This is a genomic window from Pseudanabaena yagii GIHE-NHR1, assembly GCF_012863495.1.
Classification (GTDB): domain Bacteria; phylum Cyanobacteriota; class Cyanobacteriia; order Pseudanabaenales; family Pseudanabaenaceae; genus Pseudanabaena; species Pseudanabaena yagii.
On the sequence record NZ_JAAVJL010000006.1, the window covers coordinates 1 to 20,669 of the forward strand.

At 41.2% G+C, this 20,669-nt stretch carries 15 protein-coding genes and 2 CRISPR repeat arrays (1 of these 17 running past the window's edge); of the genes, 13 read left to right on the forward strand and 2 right to left on the reverse strand.

Annotated features, from left to right (window positions below):
* From cas3 to HC246_RS24595, 8 genes are all read left to right on the forward strand, one after another.
* Nucleotides 1–1,966, forward strand: a 1,966-nt coding sequence (gene cas3, locus HC246_RS24560) for a type I-D CRISPR-associated helicase Cas3' (RefSeq protein ID WP_169366057.1), incomplete at its 5' end; no start/stop codon positions are given.
* Nucleotides 1,967–2,231: 265 nt separating this feature from the next.
* The gene (locus HC246_RS24565; protein ID WP_169366058.1) at nt 2,232–2,738 is read left to right on the forward strand and encodes a hypothetical protein; all 507 of its coding nucleotides are present in this window, start codon (nt 2,232–2,234) and stop codon (nt 2,736–2,738) included.
* Nucleotides 2,731–6,075, forward strand: coding sequence for a type I-D CRISPR-associated protein Cas10d/Csc3 (gene cas10d, locus HC246_RS24570; protein ID WP_169366059.1), 3,345 nt, complete (start codon nt 2,731–2,733; stop codon nt 6,073–6,075). Before HC246_RS24565 ends, cas10d begins: the two co-directional genes overlap by 8 nt.
* A 14-nt stretch (nt 6,076–6,089) precedes the next feature.
* Nucleotides 6,090–6,701 (forward strand): type I restriction enzyme HsdR N-terminal domain-containing protein, encoded by a 612-nt coding sequence (locus tag HC246_RS24575; RefSeq protein ID WP_169366060.1) that lies wholly within the window; start codon nt 6,090–6,092, stop codon nt 6,699–6,701.
* Between the two features lie 62 nt (nt 6,702–6,763).
* A complete protein-coding gene (gene cas7d, locus HC246_RS24580) occupies nt 6,764–7,819 on the forward strand; it encodes a type I-D CRISPR-associated protein Cas7/Csc2 (protein WP_169366061.1) in 1,056 nt (351 codons plus the stop codon).
* Nucleotides 7,819–8,520 carry a type I-D CRISPR-associated protein Cas5/Csc1 gene (gene cas5d / locus HC246_RS24585; RefSeq protein ID WP_169366062.1) on the forward strand — a complete coding sequence of 234 codons (702 nt, stop codon included), beginning with the start codon at nt 7,819–7,821 and terminating at the stop codon, nt 8,518–8,520. Before cas7d ends, cas5d begins: the two co-directional genes overlap by 1 nt.
* A 3-nt stretch (nt 8,521–8,523) precedes the next feature.
* Nucleotides 8,524–8,775 carry a hypothetical protein gene (locus HC246_RS24590; RefSeq protein ID WP_169366063.1) on the forward strand — a complete coding sequence of 84 codons (252 nt, stop codon included), beginning with the start codon at nt 8,524–8,526 and terminating at the stop codon, nt 8,773–8,775.
* A gap of 63 nt (nt 8,776–8,838) precedes the next feature.
* The gene (locus tag HC246_RS24595) at nt 8,839–9,393 is read left to right on the forward strand and encodes a Uma2 family endonuclease (protein WP_169366064.1); all 555 of its coding nucleotides are present in this window, start codon (nt 8,839–8,841) and stop codon (nt 9,391–9,393) included.
* Between the two features lie 40 nt (nt 9,394–9,433).
* Here the strand turns inward: HC246_RS24595 and HC246_RS24600 are convergent, their stop codons facing one another.
* A complete protein-coding gene (locus HC246_RS24600; RefSeq protein ID WP_169366065.1) occupies nt 9,434–9,907 on the reverse strand; it encodes a hypothetical protein in 474 nt (157 codons plus the stop codon).
* 2 nt (nt 9,908–9,909) lie between these two features.
* Between HC246_RS24600 and cas6 the strand changes: the two genes are divergently transcribed.
* From cas6 to cas2, 5 genes are all read left to right on the forward strand, one after another.
* The gene (gene cas6 / locus HC246_RS24605) at nt 9,910–10,800 is read left to right on the forward strand and encodes a CRISPR-associated endoribonuclease Cas6 (protein ID WP_169366066.1); all 891 of its coding nucleotides are present in this window, start codon (nt 9,910–9,912) and stop codon (nt 10,798–10,800) included.
* A gap of 160 nt (nt 10,801–10,960) precedes the next feature.
* Nucleotides 10,961–11,320, forward strand: coding sequence for a four helix bundle protein (locus tag HC246_RS24610; RefSeq protein WP_169366067.1), 360 nt, complete (start codon nt 10,961–10,963; stop codon nt 11,318–11,320).
* 56 nt (nt 11,321–11,376) lie between these two features.
* Nucleotides 11,377–11,964 (forward strand): CRISPR-associated protein Cas4, encoded by a 588-nt coding sequence (gene cas4, locus HC246_RS24615; RefSeq protein ID WP_169366068.1) that lies wholly within the window; start codon nt 11,377–11,379, stop codon nt 11,962–11,964.
* A gap of 5 nt (nt 11,965–11,969) precedes the next feature.
* Nucleotides 11,970–12,974, forward strand: coding sequence for a type I-D CRISPR-associated endonuclease Cas1d (gene cas1d, locus HC246_RS24620; protein ID WP_169366069.1), 1,005 nt, complete (start codon nt 11,970–11,972; stop codon nt 12,972–12,974).
* Between the two features lie 151 nt (nt 12,975–13,125).
* Nucleotides 13,126–13,398 carry a CRISPR-associated endonuclease Cas2 gene (cas2, locus tag HC246_RS24625; RefSeq protein ID WP_169366070.1) on the forward strand — a complete coding sequence of 91 codons (273 nt, stop codon included), beginning with the start codon at nt 13,126–13,128 and terminating at the stop codon, nt 13,396–13,398.
* A gap of 269 nt (nt 13,399–13,667) precedes the next feature.
* Nucleotides 13,668–16,992: direct repeats of the CRISPR family, unit length 37 nt; unit sequence GCTTCAAAGCCTCTGAAACCCTTTTAGGGATTGAAAC.
* Nucleotides 16,993–17,029: 37 nt separating this feature from the next.
* Here cas2 and HC246_RS24630 read toward each other — a convergent pair.
* Nucleotides 17,030–17,872 (reverse strand): IS5 family transposase, encoded by an 843-nt coding sequence (locus HC246_RS24630; protein ID WP_169365058.1) that lies wholly within the window; start codon nt 17,870–17,872, stop codon nt 17,030–17,032.
* A 63-nt stretch (nt 17,873–17,935) separates the two neighbouring features.
* A CRISPR array of direct repeats spans nt 17,936–20,669; the repeat unit is 37 nt; unit sequence GCTTCAAAGCCTCTGAAACCCTTTTAGGGATTGAAAC; it runs 4,720 nt beyond the window's last position.

Genomic DNA, 20,669 nt, shown 5'->3' on the forward strand with positions numbered 1-20,669 from the left:
TGCCATGACTGGTGATGGTAAGAGCTTAGCGGCTTATTTATCCGCTATGACTGGTAAAAATTACACACTTGCAATGTATCCAACTAATGAGCTTGCGAGAGATCAAGAAAAGCAGGTTCAGTCCTATAAAACTAAGTTTAATCCTAGATATGATCCACAGATTTATCGATTAAATGCGACTACTTTGGAAGATTTTATTGAGACAAATAATTTACCTTCTAAACAGTCAGGTTTGCTAAATCGGGTTGATAACTCAGAGATTTTGCTAACAAATCCAGATATTTTTCATTACATCCATGACTTTCGTTATTTAAGGCGGAATGCCCAAGGGAAAGGGGATAATCCAGATAAAGTATTCAAAAGAATTGACGACAACTACAAACTTTTTGTATTTGATGAATTTCACATTTTCTCATCACCTCAAATTGCAAGTATCTTAAATTCAATACTTTTAATGCAACATACAGGAGGAAAACGTAAGTTTTTATTTCTCTCTGCTACGCCTAGCGAAATGCTACAGGAGTTTCTGACTAAATCAGGAATGAAATATGTTTGGATAAATCCCTTGAGTCATGGGGCTTATTGTTATGATAGTCCAAATAATTCAGGGCTATGGAGACAGATTAACCAGTCTATTAATCTCACTTTCCCGTGTAACTTAGAGCCAAGCTTACGATCAAGCTATGAATGGATTTTGGAAAATGCAGAAAGTATAATATTGCAGTTTTTTCTGGATCATCCTCAAAGTAAAGGGGCAATCATCCTTAATTCGATCGCCGCAGTTAAGAAGCTAACTGTTGCTTTAAAACCACTGTTTAAGAGGCATGGGCTAGAAGTTAGAGAAAATACGGGTCTAACAGGAGAATCCGAAAAAGCTTCATCGGTTGAAGAAGCCGATCTCTTGATTGGTACATCGACTATCGATGTGGGTGTCGATTTCAAGATCAATTTTCTAATTTTTGAAGCGGCGGATGGTGGGAATTTTGTACAGCGATTAGGACGATTGGGAAGACATGAGGGATTCTCAGCATATCAAGCTTATGCGCTGTTACCACATTTCATTCTTTCACGGTTGTTTGAGTTAGAGTCTAAGCCTTTAACTGATGGTGAAACCTATGAACGTCCAACTTTTAATGATGCAATTCGTCAAGCCTATCCGTTTATCAATGAATTTACAGAATATCCAAAACGCTGGGGTGGGATTCAATCTGCTTTTGTTTTTTCTGAATTAAAAAGAATGTCACAAACTTATCCTGAAGCTGCTGATGGGTTTGGCAAAGACATCCAAAATGCTCTAGGAATTAAGCTTAAACAGCAATATGGGCATATTGGCGAACTAAAAAATGATGGCAGATCCAAAGTTATTGATGAGGCTCGGAGCTTTCGAGGTAGCAGTCAATTAGATTGTGCTATTTACGATCTAACCAATCCTAATGAGCCAGATTGCGATCGCTTTAAAACCTATAACTTACAGGGCATCCTGAGTAATTTTACTTTTGAATGGATGGAAGAGGATGAATTTATTCAAAGAGCAAAAATGGCAAATGCGATGAGAAGTAGATTTAAGGATGTGCTTTGTTATCTCAAATTAACTGGTTATCGAGATGTGCGTGAAGATTGGAAATTTTATATAAATGAAGATATAGGCGATATCGCAAGATTAGCAAAAGTTCAAGTTTTGAAAGGATTGGAAATTTTACATCCAGAGGTAGACGGGATCAATCAAATTTGCCGATCGCTGAGAGGTCGAGGCTTAGTTTGCTATATCTCTGATTATGATCGCGCTACACTACGGGCAAAGCTAGGCTTACCAATTCATTTTCAGGCTTATGGTTTAGCAGACAAGTATAGTTTTAGCGATCGAGGCTCACCACCTTACACGATTGCATTTGGCAAATCTTCACTTATTTTAGAAACATTAGTGAGATTTTGGAAATCTAAGGAGGATTTAGGATGGATTTTTTAAGAGATAGGAGAGAAATGCGTCAGTCAATTTATAAGGCGATAGTATTTCAATCCCTACTGGGTTTAGCTTTAAACAGTATTACACTGTACTGGACGATTTCTCCCCGTCAAAACTATAACCTATATTTTATTAGATACGGATAAAACTAGTTTGTCACTATAACCTTGGTAAGTTATCTTGTTACTATAGCCTAGATAAATAGACTGTTGACAAAAAAGCTTTGACTACGCTAAGTTTATAACAACACTTAGTGAAGGATGACTGTATGAGCATTTATCTAAGCCAGCAAGAACTTGAGCATATGCCAGTAACTTTGAAGTCTGATTTAAAGCATTGGCTAAAGTCTAGACAGCATCAGCAATCACTCAAACCTAACAGCAAAGCGGTTGGCTCTCCTTCAGGGCAACTAACACTTGACTTTAATAAGGCTTCTTGTAAGTCACGCCACCAACAACGCATCAAATTATCTGAACTACTTGATGCTGGACTAATTTCCCCCAAAATGCCTGTGAGAGTACGTTTGAGACGCGAAATTGCTGATGAACTTGGTCGCATTTACATAAATGGCATGGTTGTGTCTAGTAATGGTTGCGTTGTCTATAACGGGATAGAGTACGAGCGCCCTAGTCCTTTAGCAATGGCAGTCAACCAAGATCGAACAGCCAACGGTTGGGAATATGTCGAAGTCAAAACTCGGAAGGGTAACTGGGTAAGACTTGAAGAACTCAGATCATTGTTAAACACTGACTCAACAAACAAAAAACATGAATGAGCAACAACTATCAATTTTCGATGATGATCTGCCTACAGAGTCTATAGACTTTGGATCTACGGAAGATACGGGACAAGATAAACAACCAGATCGCCCCGAACTGCTGACAATTCGGTTATTTAAAGAGGCGATTAAAAATGCTGAAGGTAATAAAGATGATCGCATACTTGAAAAGTTTGCCAATCATGTATTGCCTAAACTCATTTCTCAACTTGCTGGAACAACTGCAAAAGGTGGAGATTTCTTTGAAAAACTTGATGCAAGAAGAAAAGCTGCTAATCAAGATTTAGTTAGACGTGACAATGCTGCGGATCAGTCATTAGTTTCACACTTACTTAATGGTCTATTTCCAACCTATAGAATCATCAAACGTCTTTTAGATAAAGAACTTCAAACAAATGTAATTAAGAGATATTGCGAAGATCTCCAAATCTCTATATACATTGCATCTTATCTACTTCATGACTATGAAAAGTTCCCTGATTATATAACTTGGCTAACCAATGGTGACTTAGAAGGCAGGTTTAAAAATCGAGATTGGGATAATGATAGTCCAGATAAAATGGATGCTCCAGATTTCGGACGAGCATACATTGCTGCAAAAATTGAGGATCTTGGCATAGATCAACTTTTAGGTGACAATTGGCAAAATTATATTGACGACATCATCTGGATTAGTAGTAATGCAGGAGACAAATGGGATGCTGATTTAGGACTTAAAGCCCGTGGTCTTAAACCTTTAAATAATGAAGAATTAGATGATAAGGTAAGATCGATTCTTGTTAATCTAGTCAAGCTCTCAGATCGATTTGCTTCTGTAATAAAGCATCCAAGTGATATACAAAAGGGAAGTATATTTGAAATCATCCATTCTCTGAGTAATGGACAACTTAAATTTACCTATCATTCACTTTCAGATAATCGAGGTGTACTTACTAACATCCTGAATAATGCTTTGATGGATGCTCATCCCAAGGATGACTACACACCTTTACTCTTTTTGCCTGATGGTGTTGTTTATCTAGCTAAATCTACAGCTACCGAAATCAACACCGATCAAATTCCCGATCAAGTTATTGCCAAAATCCGATCGCTTTGTGCAGGTCAACTAAAACGTAGACAAACAGGCTTTGGACGTGATGGCAAGGGCTTTAAATTTGCAGATTACTACTGGCTATTTTTTGACAGTGTGCAACTCATGCAAGTGAGCGTCAGTGCTGCATCGAAATTAATCCCAATCACCAAAGTTTCTTCAGCGAAAAAACGTGGTGATAGCTTGGCGAAAGCTCAAGCAGCAGGAGAATTACCAGACAATCTAGATTTAGATTTTCCTGATAATCCATTGATCGACCGATTAGCCGAATTTGGCGATACCCTATGTCGTGGGATTTGGCGCGAATGGTGCGATCGCGCTAATAACTGGCAAAAACAACAACCTAAAACAGAGCGTAAAGCCTTACCAGAATTAGATTTAACCGAGAAGTTAGCTGAGGTTCTCGATTTAGCTAACGAAATGCCCATAGTAAAAGCAATTCAATCTCTCAAAAAAACAGGAGGAGTTCCCCTAGATTGGTATTATTTAGCTGCTCAATATCTTCGGAAGCATCCCGATCTCGATGACAATGGCAGTCGTCAAATCATGGAAGTTTTAACCATTCATGCAGCAAAGTTAATCCGCCCCATCTATGAAGAATTTACTTTTCCTGATGGTTGGGATGATCTACGGACATACGTTAGCCGTAGTATTTCCTTACCATCGGGAGCCGTAATTGCGCCCCAGCCTGATAGCTTCTTAGTTGAGATGGGACGCTATAAAGCCGCTAAAGTGGTTGGACGTGGTAGAGAAAATGTCTGTGCGATGTCTAGCTCTGCTTACACCGTCAGCGAACAAATGGAATCAGCAACTCTTTTTGCTCCACAGGTTTATAGTAATCGTCAGATTCTATTTAATGCTCAAGCAGCAAAGCGCCAAATTTGTTCTATCTGGTCAATTGAAATTATGCTACGGCAAATTTTGATGAATCAGACTAACTCCACTGGTGGAGACTTTGAAGGACGCAAATATCGTTATCTCTATCTATATCCAACTTACTTTTTCACACCTGAAACAAACAAATTCTTGCAAAAAGCCTATTCGTGGATTGCGAGAACTCAATTTAATGTGGATATTCGTAAACATTTAATTAGCGAGGATCAAGTTGCTAAATTTGAGATCGCAAATTATCAAAGTATTGATTCTTTATTGATTACAGAGAACTTAAAGCCAGAAAATGATCGCACATTTAAAATGTTGGGCTATCCCGATGATCAGCCCCTTACATTTTTCTTTCTCGCTCTACCACCAAGCCGAGATGCTACAGATACCGAATCTTGGGTAATGCCGTCATGGTTAGCGATGGCACTGCCTCTCATCCTTGATGTAAAAACCGTTGTTTCTGAGTCACCTGTACCACCTTTTATCAGTGGCGCTGATTTTGAGGAGACAGCTTTACTCGATGGTGAGCATCAAGCCATACGTTCGTTAATTAAACGCGATCGCATTCGCCTTGATGCCATCATTCCTAAAGAGACCGCAGAGCGAAAATTCTCACCTCTTAATGCGTTGAGTGCTGCCTACTGCATTCATTTAGAGGCTAATCGCAAAAAAGATGGTGATCCTGACTGGGGAAAACTGTCGGCATTAGCCCGTGACCTAGAAACCAGTCCTCTATTTGTTTTCCACTATCTCAATGTGTGGTTACGCAAACAAGACCGAGATACTGCACCAATTCAAAAGGTAAAGCTCTATCTCGATCTCTACTACTATCTTGATCCAGAGGGAAAAGACGTGAATCAACTTCGCAAACTAACACAGCTTTATCGTGCTTTTTATCGAGCTAAGAGTCAGTATGCTAAAGCAAATGCTGTTCTCAAGCCAATTGATGAAGCAGCAGATGTAATTATCAAGATCAATACAGCCCTAGCCAATGATACAGAATCGCTTACTGATATTGTGTCTGCAAGGCTTGCTAAACTCATGACGAATGTTCGGCGGAGGGCAGCAGAAGGTAAACCAACTTTAGCTTTTGTTGATGGCAAATGGACACCTGCACTTAACAGTGAACAAGAACGCCAAGCCATTTATGAGTTCTCACTATTTTTTGTCAAAGAAATTTTTGAGGGGACTTTTAAAGGCGATCGCGCTCGTTTAGCAGGAACACAACTCAATCTAATTCGAGATACCTGTGATTATCTCTATCGTCTCGAAGATGATCGAGAACGTCAGGAGCGTAAGGTTGACGAACCCAGCGAAATTCCTGAAATTCTTGAAGAAGACAACGATCAATCAAATCTTTAATCTTGATACGACCTATGACTAAACTTCTTAACCCTGATGAAACCTACACTTTTAGCCGATATTTCGAGCTAAAGATTGAAGCCGAAGATCTTGCTAAAGAATTTGGCTACACCCTAGAAACCAAAAGATTGAGTCTACCCAAATATACTGGCGAACTAGATCGCATTCAACAAACACAGAGTAGAATTGAAGAAATTTTGCCCTATGTGACGCTCTCTAATGAATCCGCACGGAGAGAATGGTTAATTGCTCCTCTTTTAGCTGATGTTATCCATTACACAAAAGCTAAAGTGAGAGTTGAGTATCCCATCAAAGTTTCTAAGTATCTACAGGGTAATCTTGACTATTTCATCGAATCATCTCAAACACTTCTCATTGTGGAAGCAAAAAAGGCTGATTTGGACTTTGGGATGACGCAGTTAGTATCTCAGTTGATTACCCTTGATCAATGGCAAGAAGATCACACACAAGAACATTTTATTGGTGCTGTCACGACTGGTAAAACTTGGGAATTTGCTCGACTCAATCGGCATAGTAAGCACTTTGAGCAAGGTTTTGAAGATTATTCAATTCCTGATGATCTTGACGAAATCACCCGAATTCTTGTCCAAGAACTAATTGGTTAATGATTACTAGCCATTTCCAACTTTCAACTTATATACACAACTAATTCCATAAAGAGAAAACCATGACATTTCTAAAATCTATCGATTCTAAATTTTTCCACAATGAGATTCCTTATAAACCTATGGGCAAGTATGTCCACTTCCTTACCGTCCGTGTGACTGAGTCTTATCCACTTTTTCAAACTGATGGTGAACTGAATAAAGCTAGAGTCAGCGCAGGCATTAAAGATGAAAATAAAATCCCAATTAGTCGCCTAGCAATGTTTAAGAGAAAACAGTCAACTCCTGAGCGTTTGATTGGTCGTGAATTGTTGCGAAACTATGGTTTCATGACTGCTGAAGAGTGCGAGTACAATGTCAAATTTGCAATGAATAATCCTGATTGTATTATTTATGGTTTTGCAATCGGTGATTCTGGCTCTGAAAAGTCTAAAGTTGTTGTTGATACAGCCTTCTCAATCACTCCCTTTGATGAATCGAACGAAAATTTTACTTTGAATGCTCCATATGAAAATGGCACAATGGCATCTAAAGGAGAAAAAAAGGCTGATGGTAAATTGGATACTGTAATCGGTGATACTACCTCTCGTATTAATTCACAAGATCACATTCGTCCTCAAGTCTTCTTCCCTAGTATTGTCACCTTGAAAGATCCTACTGAGGCTGGATTTCTCTATGTTTTTAACAACTTACTGCGGACTCGCCATTATGGAGCGCAGACAACTCGTACAGGACGCTTACGCAATGAATTGATTGGTGTTGTCTTTGCTGATGGCGAAATTACTAGCAATTTGCGCTGGACACAGGCAATTTACGATCTCATTCCTGCTGATATTATCCAGTCCATTGATCCATTGAGTGAAGATCTCGTAATGGCAAAGGCTAAAGAGGCGATCACTGATTTACTAAAGGAAGAATTTGTCGTGCATCATGATTTTATTGGTGAAACTTTTCAACCGTTGCTCAAAGAAGTTAGAGCGATTACTAGCAGTGAAACAAGCATTCAGACTGTACTAAAAGCTGCCGATGATGAGGCTAAAGCCTATGCAGTTAAACATATCAAGAGTAAAGTTGAAAAGCCTAAAGCTGACGAAAAGCCTAAAGCAGGTAAAAAGTAATGACTCATATCTATCGCTGTGAGCTAGAGCTACATGACACGCTCTACTTTGCCACTCGTGAGATCGGACGATTGTATGAAACCGAAGCGATTGTTCATAACTATGCTCTTTGCTATGCTTTGGGACTAGTTGATAGCGATCGCTATGGTACGCAAGTATCCAAAGAACATGAATACCGATACTTTTGCCGCGAACAGGTTCCCATGTATGAGGAGCATTTGAGCAAACTTAACGAAGTGGGAATCTATGTCACCCCTGCGCGATCGCTGCAACATACTTCTGTGTTACACACATGGAAATATGCCAATAACAACTATCACGTTGAGATGGAGAAAACTCAAAAAAATATTCCTAGCTTTGGTAGAGCGAAAGAAATCGCGCCCGAAAGTGCTTTTGAATTTTTCATCTTGTCACAAAATCCTTTGCCTAAACCCTCTAAATGGATTCGTTTGGGTAAATGGATGAGTAAGGCAGAATTGACGGTGAAAGAGCTAGATAAAGTTAAACAGGGAAATGGAGATTTTATATTTCCTTATCCCCTCAATCCTCTTGATGTGATGTTTACTCACCAAGTCTTGAGCTATGACACTGTAAATATGCCCCCCGTTAGTCTGATTCGCAATGTCAGTATAAACGGACATTTTTATGAGGTTGACGGCTTCAAAATCCCTGCTCGTATGGAATATCGCTTTAAGGTATAGGTTATGACTATTCAAGAACTATGCGATCGCCTGTCACAATTTCCACCAGACACACCAGTTGTCGTAAGAGGTTACGAAGGCGGATTTAATGATGTCTTAAAAGTCGAAGCTGTTGAAATACAGCTAAACGTTAATGCCGAACATTGGTACTATGGAGCGCACAGCAAACCCGATATCTTGTCTGAAGCGATCGCAGATGTTCCATTGACTAAAGTTATCTACCTACATAGCGATAATCATCTTGCAGAGCAATAGCACAAGTGCAGATCTGGTGAGATCGAACGTGAAGATAGAATGTAGTTTTTGAGGATATTGCAAATGATTGCTAGACAACCAGAACTAACCTACTCAGAATATCTCGCTTACGAACAATCAAGCCCTAAAAAGCATGAGTTTGTCAATGGACAAGCTTTTGCAATGGCTGAGGAAGATGAAAATCATAATTTGATTGTTATCAATCTAGTTGGTTGTATCCATCCACATCTGCGCGGTACTGGCTCTCGTTTGTTAGCTCTAGCGATGAAACTCACGATCGCCTCTGCAAATAACGCGACTTATTATCCTGATGTGATGGTAGTTTGCGATCGCTCAGATAACGATCCCTATGTCAAACAGAAACCCTGTCTCTTAATCGAAGTTCTATCACCTTTTACAGCCATGCTTGATCGGCGAGAAAAGCTTTTCAACTATCAGAAATTGGAATCCTTGCAAGAATATGTGATGGTTTCTCAAACTGAAATCAAAGTAGAGCTTTATCGCCGCGATCCCGAAGGTTGGTTAGTCCAATCCTTGAGCATAGGTGAAAGCCTACAATTGCAGTCGATTGACTTAGCGATCGCTCTTTCAGATATTTATGAGGATGTCCAGTTATGAAAAAATGAATGAAACTATTTGAGCGATCGCAACTACTCCATTAAGCCCCAAAGCCCTTTTTATTTTTCTTAGATTTGACTGGTTTGAGTGTTCTACCACTATTAGCGATCGCTAATCTCATACTTCGTATTTTCTGATATTCCCTGATTTTTGCCGCCAGAGGATGACTCGTCTCAATTCTAAGATGGGTAAGAGACATGACCAATGGTTTAGATTTTTGATCGTCTTGATCGTCTTGATCGGAGTTTGAGACTTCAGCATCCTTAGCACTCATGCTACAAAGTATACCCGCCATATCACCAGCGTAGAACACTTTATCCATCTCATAGACTGTATTTGTGTCAGCAAGATATACACCTTGTTCTTTGAGTGCCTGAAACCCTATTTCATTAATCCGAACATTAATAGGAAGGCTAGACTCCATATCTAGAAATAATTGACGCGCAAAAACTGGATCATCAATAGTTGCTGTAGCAAACATTCTCTCTGTTAATTCATCAATATTTTCATTCATATATGCCTCACAGCTTAGTTGTTAACTTTATGCCTAAAACACCAATTTATCCTGAATACCTGACAGGACGGCATATTCACGCACTTTTTTTAACTTTAGTTAGCTCCGTTGACAAGGAATTAGGCGATCGCCTGCATGGTGAAAAAGCCAATAAAGGATTTGGGTTGAGTCCAATTCAAGTAGCGGTTAGCGATTGGCGATTAGCGGTTAGCTCTGACAGGAATTTCAGCAAACCTAGACTAAAAAAAGCTAACAGCCAACCGCTAAAAGCTAAAAGCCTCTCTTGGCAAAATCAAGAAATCCCCCCCTCAACCCCTTGCTGGTGGCGCATTTCCCTCTTAGATGAAGTTCTCTTTGGCAAACTCACAGGACTTTGGTTAAATCTCAACCCCGATCGAGCTTTTCATCTCGGTTCTGCTGACCTCTATATCACCAGCATTCTCGGCACACCGCAATCAAGCCAACCTTGGTCAAACTTCGCTACCTACCAACAAATCTACGATCGCGCTTCCGACACCGAACGCAATATTACCTTTCACCTCGCCACACCCACTGCTTTCCGTCAGGGCAAATACGACTCGCCATTGCCCACTCGCGACAATGTGTTTAAGAGCCTATGCGATCGCTGGAACACCTACAGCGAAATCCCAATTAATCCCGAAATTATCGAATATATCTTTCCCAGTAAATTTGACATTAAGACAGAAGTTGTCAAGAATTACGACACCCATAGTTTTATCGGTTGTGTCGGTGAAATTGGTTATCGAATTCTCGGTGATGCTTCACCAGATGCGCTCAAACAAATTAATGCCCTAGCAGACTTTGCAATGTTTGCAGGAATTGGACGCAAAACCACAATGGGAATGGGGATGGGGAGGAGGCTTTTTGGATGAAGAGGCTGTTAGCTGTTAGCGATTAGCTGTTAGCTTTTTTTGGGAGAAGGCGATTAGCGATTAGCTGTTAGCTTCTTGGAGTTATTTATCCTTCTAAAAATATACTTGTAATCACAAATCTCTAAAAGCTAACAGCTAACAGCTAACAGCTAAAAAAATCATGAAAGACTTCAAAGAACTAAAAGTATGGCAGCGTTCGCATCAAATCACACTCAAAATTTACAAGATTACCTCCAATTTTCCCAAAGAAGAACTTTATGGTCTGGTTAGCCAAATGCGCCGATCTTCCTCATCGATTCCGACAAATATTGCAGAAGGTTGTGGTAGAGGTTCTGATGCTGACTTTGCAAGATTTTTGCAAATAGCAATGGGATCAGCCAGTGAACTGGAATATCAGCTATTACTGTCTGTAGATCTTGGCTTCATCAACCAAGAAGCATACCAAGCCATAAATCCAGAACTAATCGAAACAAAAAGAATGCTCAACTCCTTGCTACAAAAATTAAGATCCAAAAGCTAGCCTCCAAAAGCCAAAAGCTAACCGCTAAAAGCTAACCGCTAATCGCCCCAAAAACTATGAATGAACCAATCCCCATCGCCGCTTTAAACCAATACGCTTACTGCCCTCATCGTTGCTGGCGGATGTTTTGTGCAGGAGAATTTGTCGAGAATCATTACACGATTGAAGGAACCGATCTACATCAACGAGTACATACAGTTGGCGAAAATCAACGGGAGGAGACTTGGCAAATCAGGGCGATCTGGCTGAAGTCGGAACAATATGGCTTGATTGGCAAATCTGACTTGATTGAAGAAGTTGATGACAATCTCTATCCCATTGAATATAAACGCGGACATAAAGGCGAGTGGGATAATGACGCAATGCAGGTTGTGGCTCAAGCGCTCTGTTTAGAAGAGATGACAGGAAAAAGCATTACCAAGGGCTATGTCTATTATGCTCAGACACACCAAAGACAAGAGATTGAGATTACATCTGAGTTACGAAATAAGGCGATCGCGGCAATTACGGAAATTTCGCAAATGATGGAAACTGGCAAGATGCCTCCTGCAATCTATGGCAATCGGTGTAAGGGTTGCAGTCTGTTTACTCAATGCGTACCGATGGCGAAGGAAAAGGTTAGTAAATATAAGGAAGGAGCTTAAAAGCAATGGGAACAGTTTATGTAAGTCAGGATGACTCGTTTATTGGCAAGACCGATGAACGCTTAACGGTGAAGGCGGAGAAAAAACAAATCCTAGATGTCCCATTGATCAAAATTGATGGATTAGTAATTCTCGGTCGCGCCACGATTTCACCTGCGGCAGTGATAGAACTGCTAGAGCGAAAAATTCCGATGTCGTTTATGACAGGAACGGGGCGCTTTCTCGGTCGTCTAGAACCTGAGCTAACTAAAAATATTTTTGTAAGGCGATCGCAGTGGGATGCAGCAGGGGAAACACCGAAGGCGATCCATATGGTGCAAGCCTTTGTGCGTGGCAAGTTAAAAAATTATCGAGCGTCATTAATGCGGCATCTGCGGGATTATCCCGATAATGATTTACAGAAATGGATTGACGATCTCGAACGGGCGATCGATTCGCTGGCGACCATTAAAGCGATCGCTAGTTTGCGAGGTGTGGAGGGGCATGGCAGTGCTGTCTATTGGCAAGCTTTTCCTAAATTAATTCGTGCCGATGGTTTTAGCTTCACAACCCGCAATCGTCGCCCACCTATCGATCCTGTGAACGCGATGTTAAGTTTTGGCTATTCCCTATTGCGTCACGATGTTCAAGGGGCGCTAAATATTGTCGGTTTCGATCCCTATCTTGGCTATTTGCACACAGAGCGCTATGGTCGCCCCAGTCTTGCCCTTGACCTCATGGAAGAGTTTCGCCCCTTGATTGTCGATGCGATTGTGTTGTCGGCAATCAATCGTAAAGCGATCGCGCCCAAGGATTTTACTTCTGAGCCTCTGAGCAAGGCGATTTCTCTGTCCAATGAGGCAAGAAAAGTATTTTTGACACTGTACGAGCAGAAGAAACAATCAAAATTTAAGCATCCCGTCATGGGTCGTCAATGTACTTATCAAGAGGCTTTTGAGCTTCAGGCAAGATTGTTAGCTAAGTATCTGATGGATGAAACGGATAAGTATCCACCGTTGGTGATGAAGTAGTTTTTGGCTTTTAGCTGTTAGCGATTAGCTCTTAGCTTTTGGCTGATTTAAGAGCTAATGGGACGAAAGCCTAATAAATTTTAAATGAACTCCAAACTTTAACCTAATCTAATTAAAAAGCTAACAGCTAACAGCTAATCGCTAAAACCCCATGTTCATTGTCATCTCCTACGACATTCCTGAAGACAAACGCCGTACTAAAATCCATAAGATCCTCAAATCTTACGGTCAATGGATGCAGTTTAGTGTGTTTGAGTGTGAGCTTACTGATGCTCAATATGCGAAGTTGCGATCACGTTTGAGTAAGTTGATTAAACCGAGTGAAGATAGTATTCGCTTTTACTTCCTTTGTGCTTGCTGTCAGCCTAAAATAGAGCGTATTGGCGGCGAACAGGTGCGCGACGACACAATCTTTTTCGCTTAATTTTTAGTTCACAGGTTGCGCGAGTCGTTGGGTGTTTTTGAGGACTGTATGCAATTGTTGGTAATCAATGTGTTAACTGGTATGGCTTTAGATGCGATCAGGCGATTTGTTCGGTTCGCGCAAGTCCTGAATGCACTGATATATCTATGTTTTCAATGTTTATTACAAGATCTAGATTCGCTCCAAACTGTCCAAATCTGCTACAATTGCGATCGTTCGCGCAAATGTACCTTGAAAATCAAATATAATATATTTTTCAAGCGCGGGCAGCTTCAAAGCCTCTGAAACCCTTTTAGGGATTGAAACTCCACTGCCTTGACGATAGAATTGCACCCATCCTAGCGCTTCAAAGCCTCTGAAACCCTTTTAGGGATTGAAACTTGACATCCCATGAACTTGAATCCTAGATAATATCTAGCTTCAAAGCCTCTGAAACCCTTTTAGGGATTGAAACGACATCCCGTGGTATAATCCTAGATATTATCTAGGCTTCAAAGCCTCTGAAACCCTTTTAGGGATTGAAACATGCTTACGGGATTAGCATCCTCATAGGGATTTACGCTTCAAAGCCTCTGAAACCCTTTTAGGGATTGAAACATGAACAAAGAACGATTGGCTGATATGCCTGAGGCGCGAAAAGCTTCAAAGCCTCTGAAACCCTTTTAGGGATTGAAACGATGGAATTTAGAAGCTCCTAACTTACCCTCTTATGCTTCAAAGCCTCTGAAACCCTTTTAGGGATTGAAACTCTCAGAACTTTGAATAAAGGATAGAAGAGAGGCTGCTTCAAAGCCTCTGAAACCCTTTTAGGGATTGAAACCCGTTGCCGCTATTCAAGCCGTAGTCTAGCCCGTGCTTCAAAGCCTCTGAAACCCTTTTAGGGATTGAAACGAAGCGACAATTCCAGCACCTATAGCTGTTGTAGCTGGCTTCAAAGCCTCTGAAACCCTTTTAGGGATTGAAACTAATAGAATCTCATCCCTAATTCTATTATTACTTTCGCTTCAAAGCCTCTGAAACCCTTTTAGGGATTGAAACGCAAAATTCTAGATGATATTCTGCAACCTCCTTATAAGAAGCTTCAAAGCCTCTGAAACCCTTTTAGGGATTGAAACGTAAATGGCGCAAAAGACGCTATAGAATCGACAATAGCTTCAAAGCCTCTGAAACCCTTTTAGGGATTGAAACAAAGGATTCATACAGACTCTTTTCTGCTCTCTCAGCTTCAAAGCCTCTGAAACCCTTTTAGGGATTGAAACATTGCCCAAAACTGCGCCAAGCGCTCTCAAGAAGCGCTTCAAAGCCTCTGAAACCCTTTTAGGGATTGAAACTTGCCAAATTACCAAGTAAGTGCTAGCCTAGGATGGCTTCAAAGCCTCTGAAACCCTTTTAGGGATTGAAACTTCGATTGCTTGAGACACATTCGAGAGAATCTCAGCTTCAAAGCCTCTGAAACCCTTTTAGGGATTGAAACGTGCGCCCTCTGTTTCTTCTCTTTATATCTTCTTCTGCTTCAAAGCCTCTGAAACCCTTTTAGGGATTGAAACAATCCGTATGAAGGCGTTAACAATGCAGCCGCCATTTTTAGCTTCAAAGCCTCTGAAACCCTTTTAGGGATTGAAACCGCAACATCTGCTTTCTTTTTTGATAGGCGAATCGCTTCAAAGCCTCTGAAACCCTTTTAGGGATTGAAACTTTACCTCCGACGGATTCCAACTTTCTTACGATACCGCTTCAAAGCCTCTGAAACCCTTTTAGGGATTGAAACCTTCTTTCGGAGCTTTGAATGAAGGATAGAAGGGGCTTCAAAGCCTCTGAAACCCTTTTAGGGATTGAAACATAAACCCATTCATTTTGAGGGATACCTTTTAGAGGCTTCAAAGCCTCTGAAACCCTTTTAGGGATTGAAACGATAGCGATCGCGCCTATCAAGTGGCTTAACCTTTATCGGCTGCTTCAAAGCCTCTGAAACCCTTTTAGGGATTGAAACTTTTTCATCTTCAATTTTGTAGCCAAAACATTTAAGCTTCAAAGCCTCTGAAACCCTTTTAGGGATTGAAACTATGCCTATATCACAGGTACTTTTTTGGTAGACACTGCTTCAAAGCCTCTGAAACCCTTTTAGGGATTGAAACCCCTCATCAACTTCCTCATCACCTAGATACCAACGCTTCAAAGCCTCTGAAACCCTTTTAGGGATTGAAACGCTTAACCTTTATCGGCTTACGGGGAGTTAGCCGCCGCTTCAAAGCCTCTGAAACCCTTTTAGGGATTGAAACCAAGGTGCAAACAATTACTTTCTGGACAGTGCCACGCTTCAAAGCCTCTGAAACCCTTTTAGGGATTGAAACAAATCGACAATTTTGTGAAGTGCTAGAAGACTTGAGCTTCAAAGCCTCTGAAACCCTTTTAGGGATTGAAACAATTTGCTGATTTCCGCAGTCATCGTCTAGACCATGCTTCAAAGCCTCTGAAACCCTTTTAGGGATTGAAACGAAGCATTAGTAAGTGCACCACCTGCAACTGCGAAGCTTCAAAGCCTCTGAAACCCTTTTAGGGATTGAAACGGAATCGCCAGTATAAAGCTGACCGCCCTTCCCTAGCTTCAAAGCCTCTGAAACCCTTTTAGGGATTGAAACTTAGCAGATTCTCATCAGTAAATCTACAGTTAGGCTTCAAAGCCTCTGAAACCCTTTTAGGGATTGAAACACACTCACGCCTTGCGGTGCTTGGGTGAAGGTTATCGCTTCAAAGCCTCTGAAACCCTTTTAGGGATTGAAACACACGCAACGCTATGGTCTAGAAGTCCCTATCCTTTCACCTGCTTCAAAGCCTCTGAAACCCTTTTAGGGATTGAAACATGGCTAATCGCCCAATTCCCAGAGCCGAGCGATTGCGCTTCAAAGCCTCTGAAACCCTTTTAGGGATTGAAACGGAACTGCTACAGGCTGCGGCTCAGGATTCATAGCGCTTCAAAGCCTCTGAAACCCTTTTAGGGATTGAAACATTTATATCTAGATGAATCCATAATTAGCTACCTCGCTTCAAAGCCTCTGAAACCCTTTTAGGGATTGAAACGCAGTATCAGACTGCATAACAGTCACGACTAAAGAGCTTCAAAGCCTCTGAAACCCTTTTAGGGATTGAAACCATGCAAAATATTGAGGAATTCTGCCATGACTAATTGAGGCTTCAAAGCCTCTGAAACCCTTTTAGGGATTGAAACAGTTGTACATAATTTTCAGCCCCTATAACATTAATGCTTCAAAGCCTCTGAAACCCTTTTAGGGATTGAAACAGCATTTAAGAGTTTATAAGTGGCTACTACTGGATTAGAGGCTTCAAAGCCTCTGAAACCCTTTTAGGGATTGAAACTGAAAGCATTATAAGAAGCATCATATGAGCTACTGCTTCAAAGCCTCTGAAACCCTTTTAGGGATTGAAACATTTAGGTAGCGCCGCCGAAGGTATTCAAGATGCTCAAAGCTTCAAAGCCTCTGAAACCCTTTTAGGGATTGAAACAAGACTAGGATCTGCAAGCATTGCGATAGAGGGAGCTTCAAAGCCTCTGAAACCCTTTTAGGGATTGAAACTCTTAATCTAGATGCTTCTATAGAACCCATTTGGTATCCTAGGAAGCCTTAGCGAGACGCTTAAGCATAAGCCTGATAAAGCAAAGATGGATTCTGGCATTAGCATTGTCTAAAGTTCTGTCAAAGTTTTTGACCAGACTTTTACAACGATCCATCCAAGCATTGGAACGTTCGACAATCCAACGCATCGGAATGACCACAAAACCAGATATGCCCAGTTCCGCCTTTTCCTGTCTAGACATTTTCGGTGCAACCTTAAACCGAATCTTGGACATAATTTGCGGGTAAATCGCTTCTAAAGCAGGGATTAACTTGTCAGGGTGATAGCCATGATCAACCATGACAGTGATCTTGGGTATATTCACAGGCTTAGCTTTAAAGTAGTCAATATTTTGAGCAAACATTTCAATCAAAGCCTTATCATCGGACAGACTTGCCTTGGTGCAAAGGGTGAAGAATGGCAAACCGAGAGCATCCACTCCGAGATTTTTCTTGATCCCATTCGTGGCTTTGTAGGAGCAGAAACCTTTGGACTCAGTGCTTGCGTTACAGGTATTTTTGGTTGCTTGGGAATCGACGATGATTAAGGTTGTCCACTTTGGCTTTTTTGCGGCTTGTGCTCTTACTTGCTCGTGTAATGCCGTCATGATTTCTCTCAGTACTCCTGATGCTCTCCATTGCTTGTAATGCCAATATACTGTGGAGTATGGGGGTAAATCTTTGGGTAAGTCTGCCCAATTACATCCATTTTTGAGTTGATAAAATACTCCATCTAATATTTGCCGTTTTGTCCATGTTGGTGGACAGGTCTTCTTTTTCTTAGGCAACAGAGGTTCGATTATCTCCCACTCTTGATCGCTTAGACTGCTGCTATATCCCATATTTGACTCATTTTTCTTTTCTTCCTAAGATACCAAATGGGTTCTATAGACTCTGTAGGCTGGGCTTCAAAGCCTCTGAAACCCTTTTAGGGATTGAAACAGGAAAAAGGAAGATGTAGCGCCTATAAACTCCGAAGCTTCAAAGCCTCTGAAACCCTTTTAGGGATTGAAACTTTGCAGTTATTTCAAGGTATTCTGCAAGTTTGCAGCTTCAAAGCCTCTGAAACCCTTTTAGGGATTGAAACATGTTAAAAAGCCCCTCAGTGAGTACTCTGTAGTAGGCTTCAAAGCCTCTGAAACCCTTTTAGGGATTGAAACCTATACCTATCTATCGATTCTATTCATGTTCACAAGCTTCAAAGCCTCTGAAACCCTTTTAGGGATTGAAACACATTTGGTATAGGTTTTTGATTAGGACTACTAACAGGCTTCAAAGCCTCTGAAACCCTTTTAGGGATTGAAACATAGCGACCCATCCTGTAGGAAACCACCAAGCCCCCCAAGGCTTCAAAGCCTCTGAAACCCTTTTAGGGATTGAAACAACAATTAAGGTGTTAACAGCATCTACCAGTTTTTGGCTTCAAAGCCTCTGAAACCCTTTTAGGGATTGAAACGTTTCTTCACCTTCCAAGAAAAATCCTTATACTATTGCTTCAAAGCCTCTGAAACCCTTTTAGGGATTGAAACGTTATGACCCCTAGTGGATATCGGATCGAACTAGGCTTCAAAGCCTCTGAAACCCTTTTAGGGATTGAAACCCAACCGTGCCATTCTACTGACCTGATCCTTGAGAGCTTCAAAGCCTCTGAAACCCTTTTAGGGATTGAAACAGATTTGGGAACCAGACAACCTACGCGATGATTGATGCTTCAAAGCCTCTGAAACCCTTTTAGGGATTGAAACAGACGAGTTAATACATACAATCCAGACAAAGGGAAGCTTCAAAGCCTCTGAAACCCTTTTAGGGATTGAAACCCTTTCAGTTGATTTTGGATTTTGACGCGATCGGCGCTTCAAAGCCTCTGAAACCCTTTTAGGGATTGAAACTTCATCAGCAACGAAAGCGACTAAGGGAGTAGAAGGCTTCAAAGCCTCTGAAACCCTTTTAGGGATTGAAACCTCAAATGGATTACTTGCGAACTTATTTAATGAAGCTTCAAAGCCTCTGAAACCCTTTTAGGGATTGAAACTCAACCTGCCTAATGCGGTTCCCTCGATCCATAAGCTTCAAAGCCTCTGAAACCCTTTTAGGGATTGAAACCCAAGTGCAGTAGGGGAAAGAATCTAGAGTACGTTGCACGCTTCAAAGCCTCTGAAACCCTTTTAGGGATTGAAACGACAATCCATTGCTTTTTATTTCAGTACCTATCAAGCTTCAAAGCCTCTGAAACCCTTTTAGGGATTGAAACATTTGCCCCTTCCTACGGTTGCCAATGCTACGCTTAAGCTTCAAAGCCTCTGAAACCCTTTTAGGGATTGAAACAACCACAGTTTTAAACAATAAGGCTAGCTCAGGTCGCTTCAAAGCCTCTGAAACCCTTTTAGGGATTGAAACATGCTTAATTCTTGCTTAATCTACCTAGTTAAACCTGCTTCAAAGCCTCTGAAACCCTTTTAGGGATTGAAACCAGGCAATACTTCACTAGAAGCCTGTGCAAGTTCAATGGCTTCAAAGCCTCTGAAACCCTTTTAGGGATTGAAACGATGTTTCTACACCAGAGGGGACACCAATCTATGCGGCTTCAAAGCCTCTGAAACCCTTTTAGGGATTGAAACTCATTTAGAAAGTGTGAGCAGAAAGTATGTCTAGCTTCAAAGCCTCTGAAACCCTTTTAGGGATTGAAACTTGAAAAGGGTAACATCACAAGCAAAGCGTCCGATGCTTCAAAGCCTCTGAAACCCTTTTAGGGATTGAAACGCAGTATTCGTATTGAAGCTAAAGGCGGCTCGCTGCTTCAAAGCCTCTGAAACCCTTTTAGGGATTGAAACCAATGGCACAATCGGTCGCACTTCTAAGCGGAGTGAAGCTTCAAAGCCTCTGAAACCCTTTTAGGGATTGAAACAATAAAATTCAATTCTACCCTTGAAAGACTTGAAAGGGCTTCAAAGCCTCTGAAACCCTTTTAGGGATTGAAACTCTAACGTAGAGGCGATCGCCGAAGTATTTACGCTTAATGCTTCAAAGCCTCTGAAACCCTTTTAGGGATTGAAACAAGCAATTACTTATGTTGGCTGAGGATCGCACAGCGCTTCAAAGCCTCTGAAACCCTTTTAGGGATTGAAACGCAACGCATCAAAAGACTAGATTGGCACTTTGCGAGCTTCAAAGCCTCTGAAACCCTTTTAGGGATTGAAACAGAGATTACATCTTCAGTCGGCAAGCTGAGTTCTGGCTTCAAAGCCTCTGAAACCCTTTTAGGGATTGAAACACATTTGATGATGAAGGCAACCCTGCCATTGAAGCTTCAAAGCCTCTGAAACCCTTTTAGGGATTGAAACAGGGCAGATCTGCTCAGATTCTTCCCAGTTTTCGCTTCAAAGCCTCTGAAACCCTTTTAGGGATTGAAACATCCCAAATTTGCTGTAAGACTCGACTTCGAGGGCTTCAAAGCCTCTGAAACCCTTTTAGGGATTGAAACAGGAATGGCAGATTTAACAATAGGCTTGGCAGGGGGCTTCAAAGCCTCTGAAACCCTTTTAGGGATTGAAACTAGATACTGATGCGATCGCCATTAGGGATGGCAGGCTTCAAAGCCTCTGAAACCCTTTTAGGGATTGAAACATGAAGACAGGAATT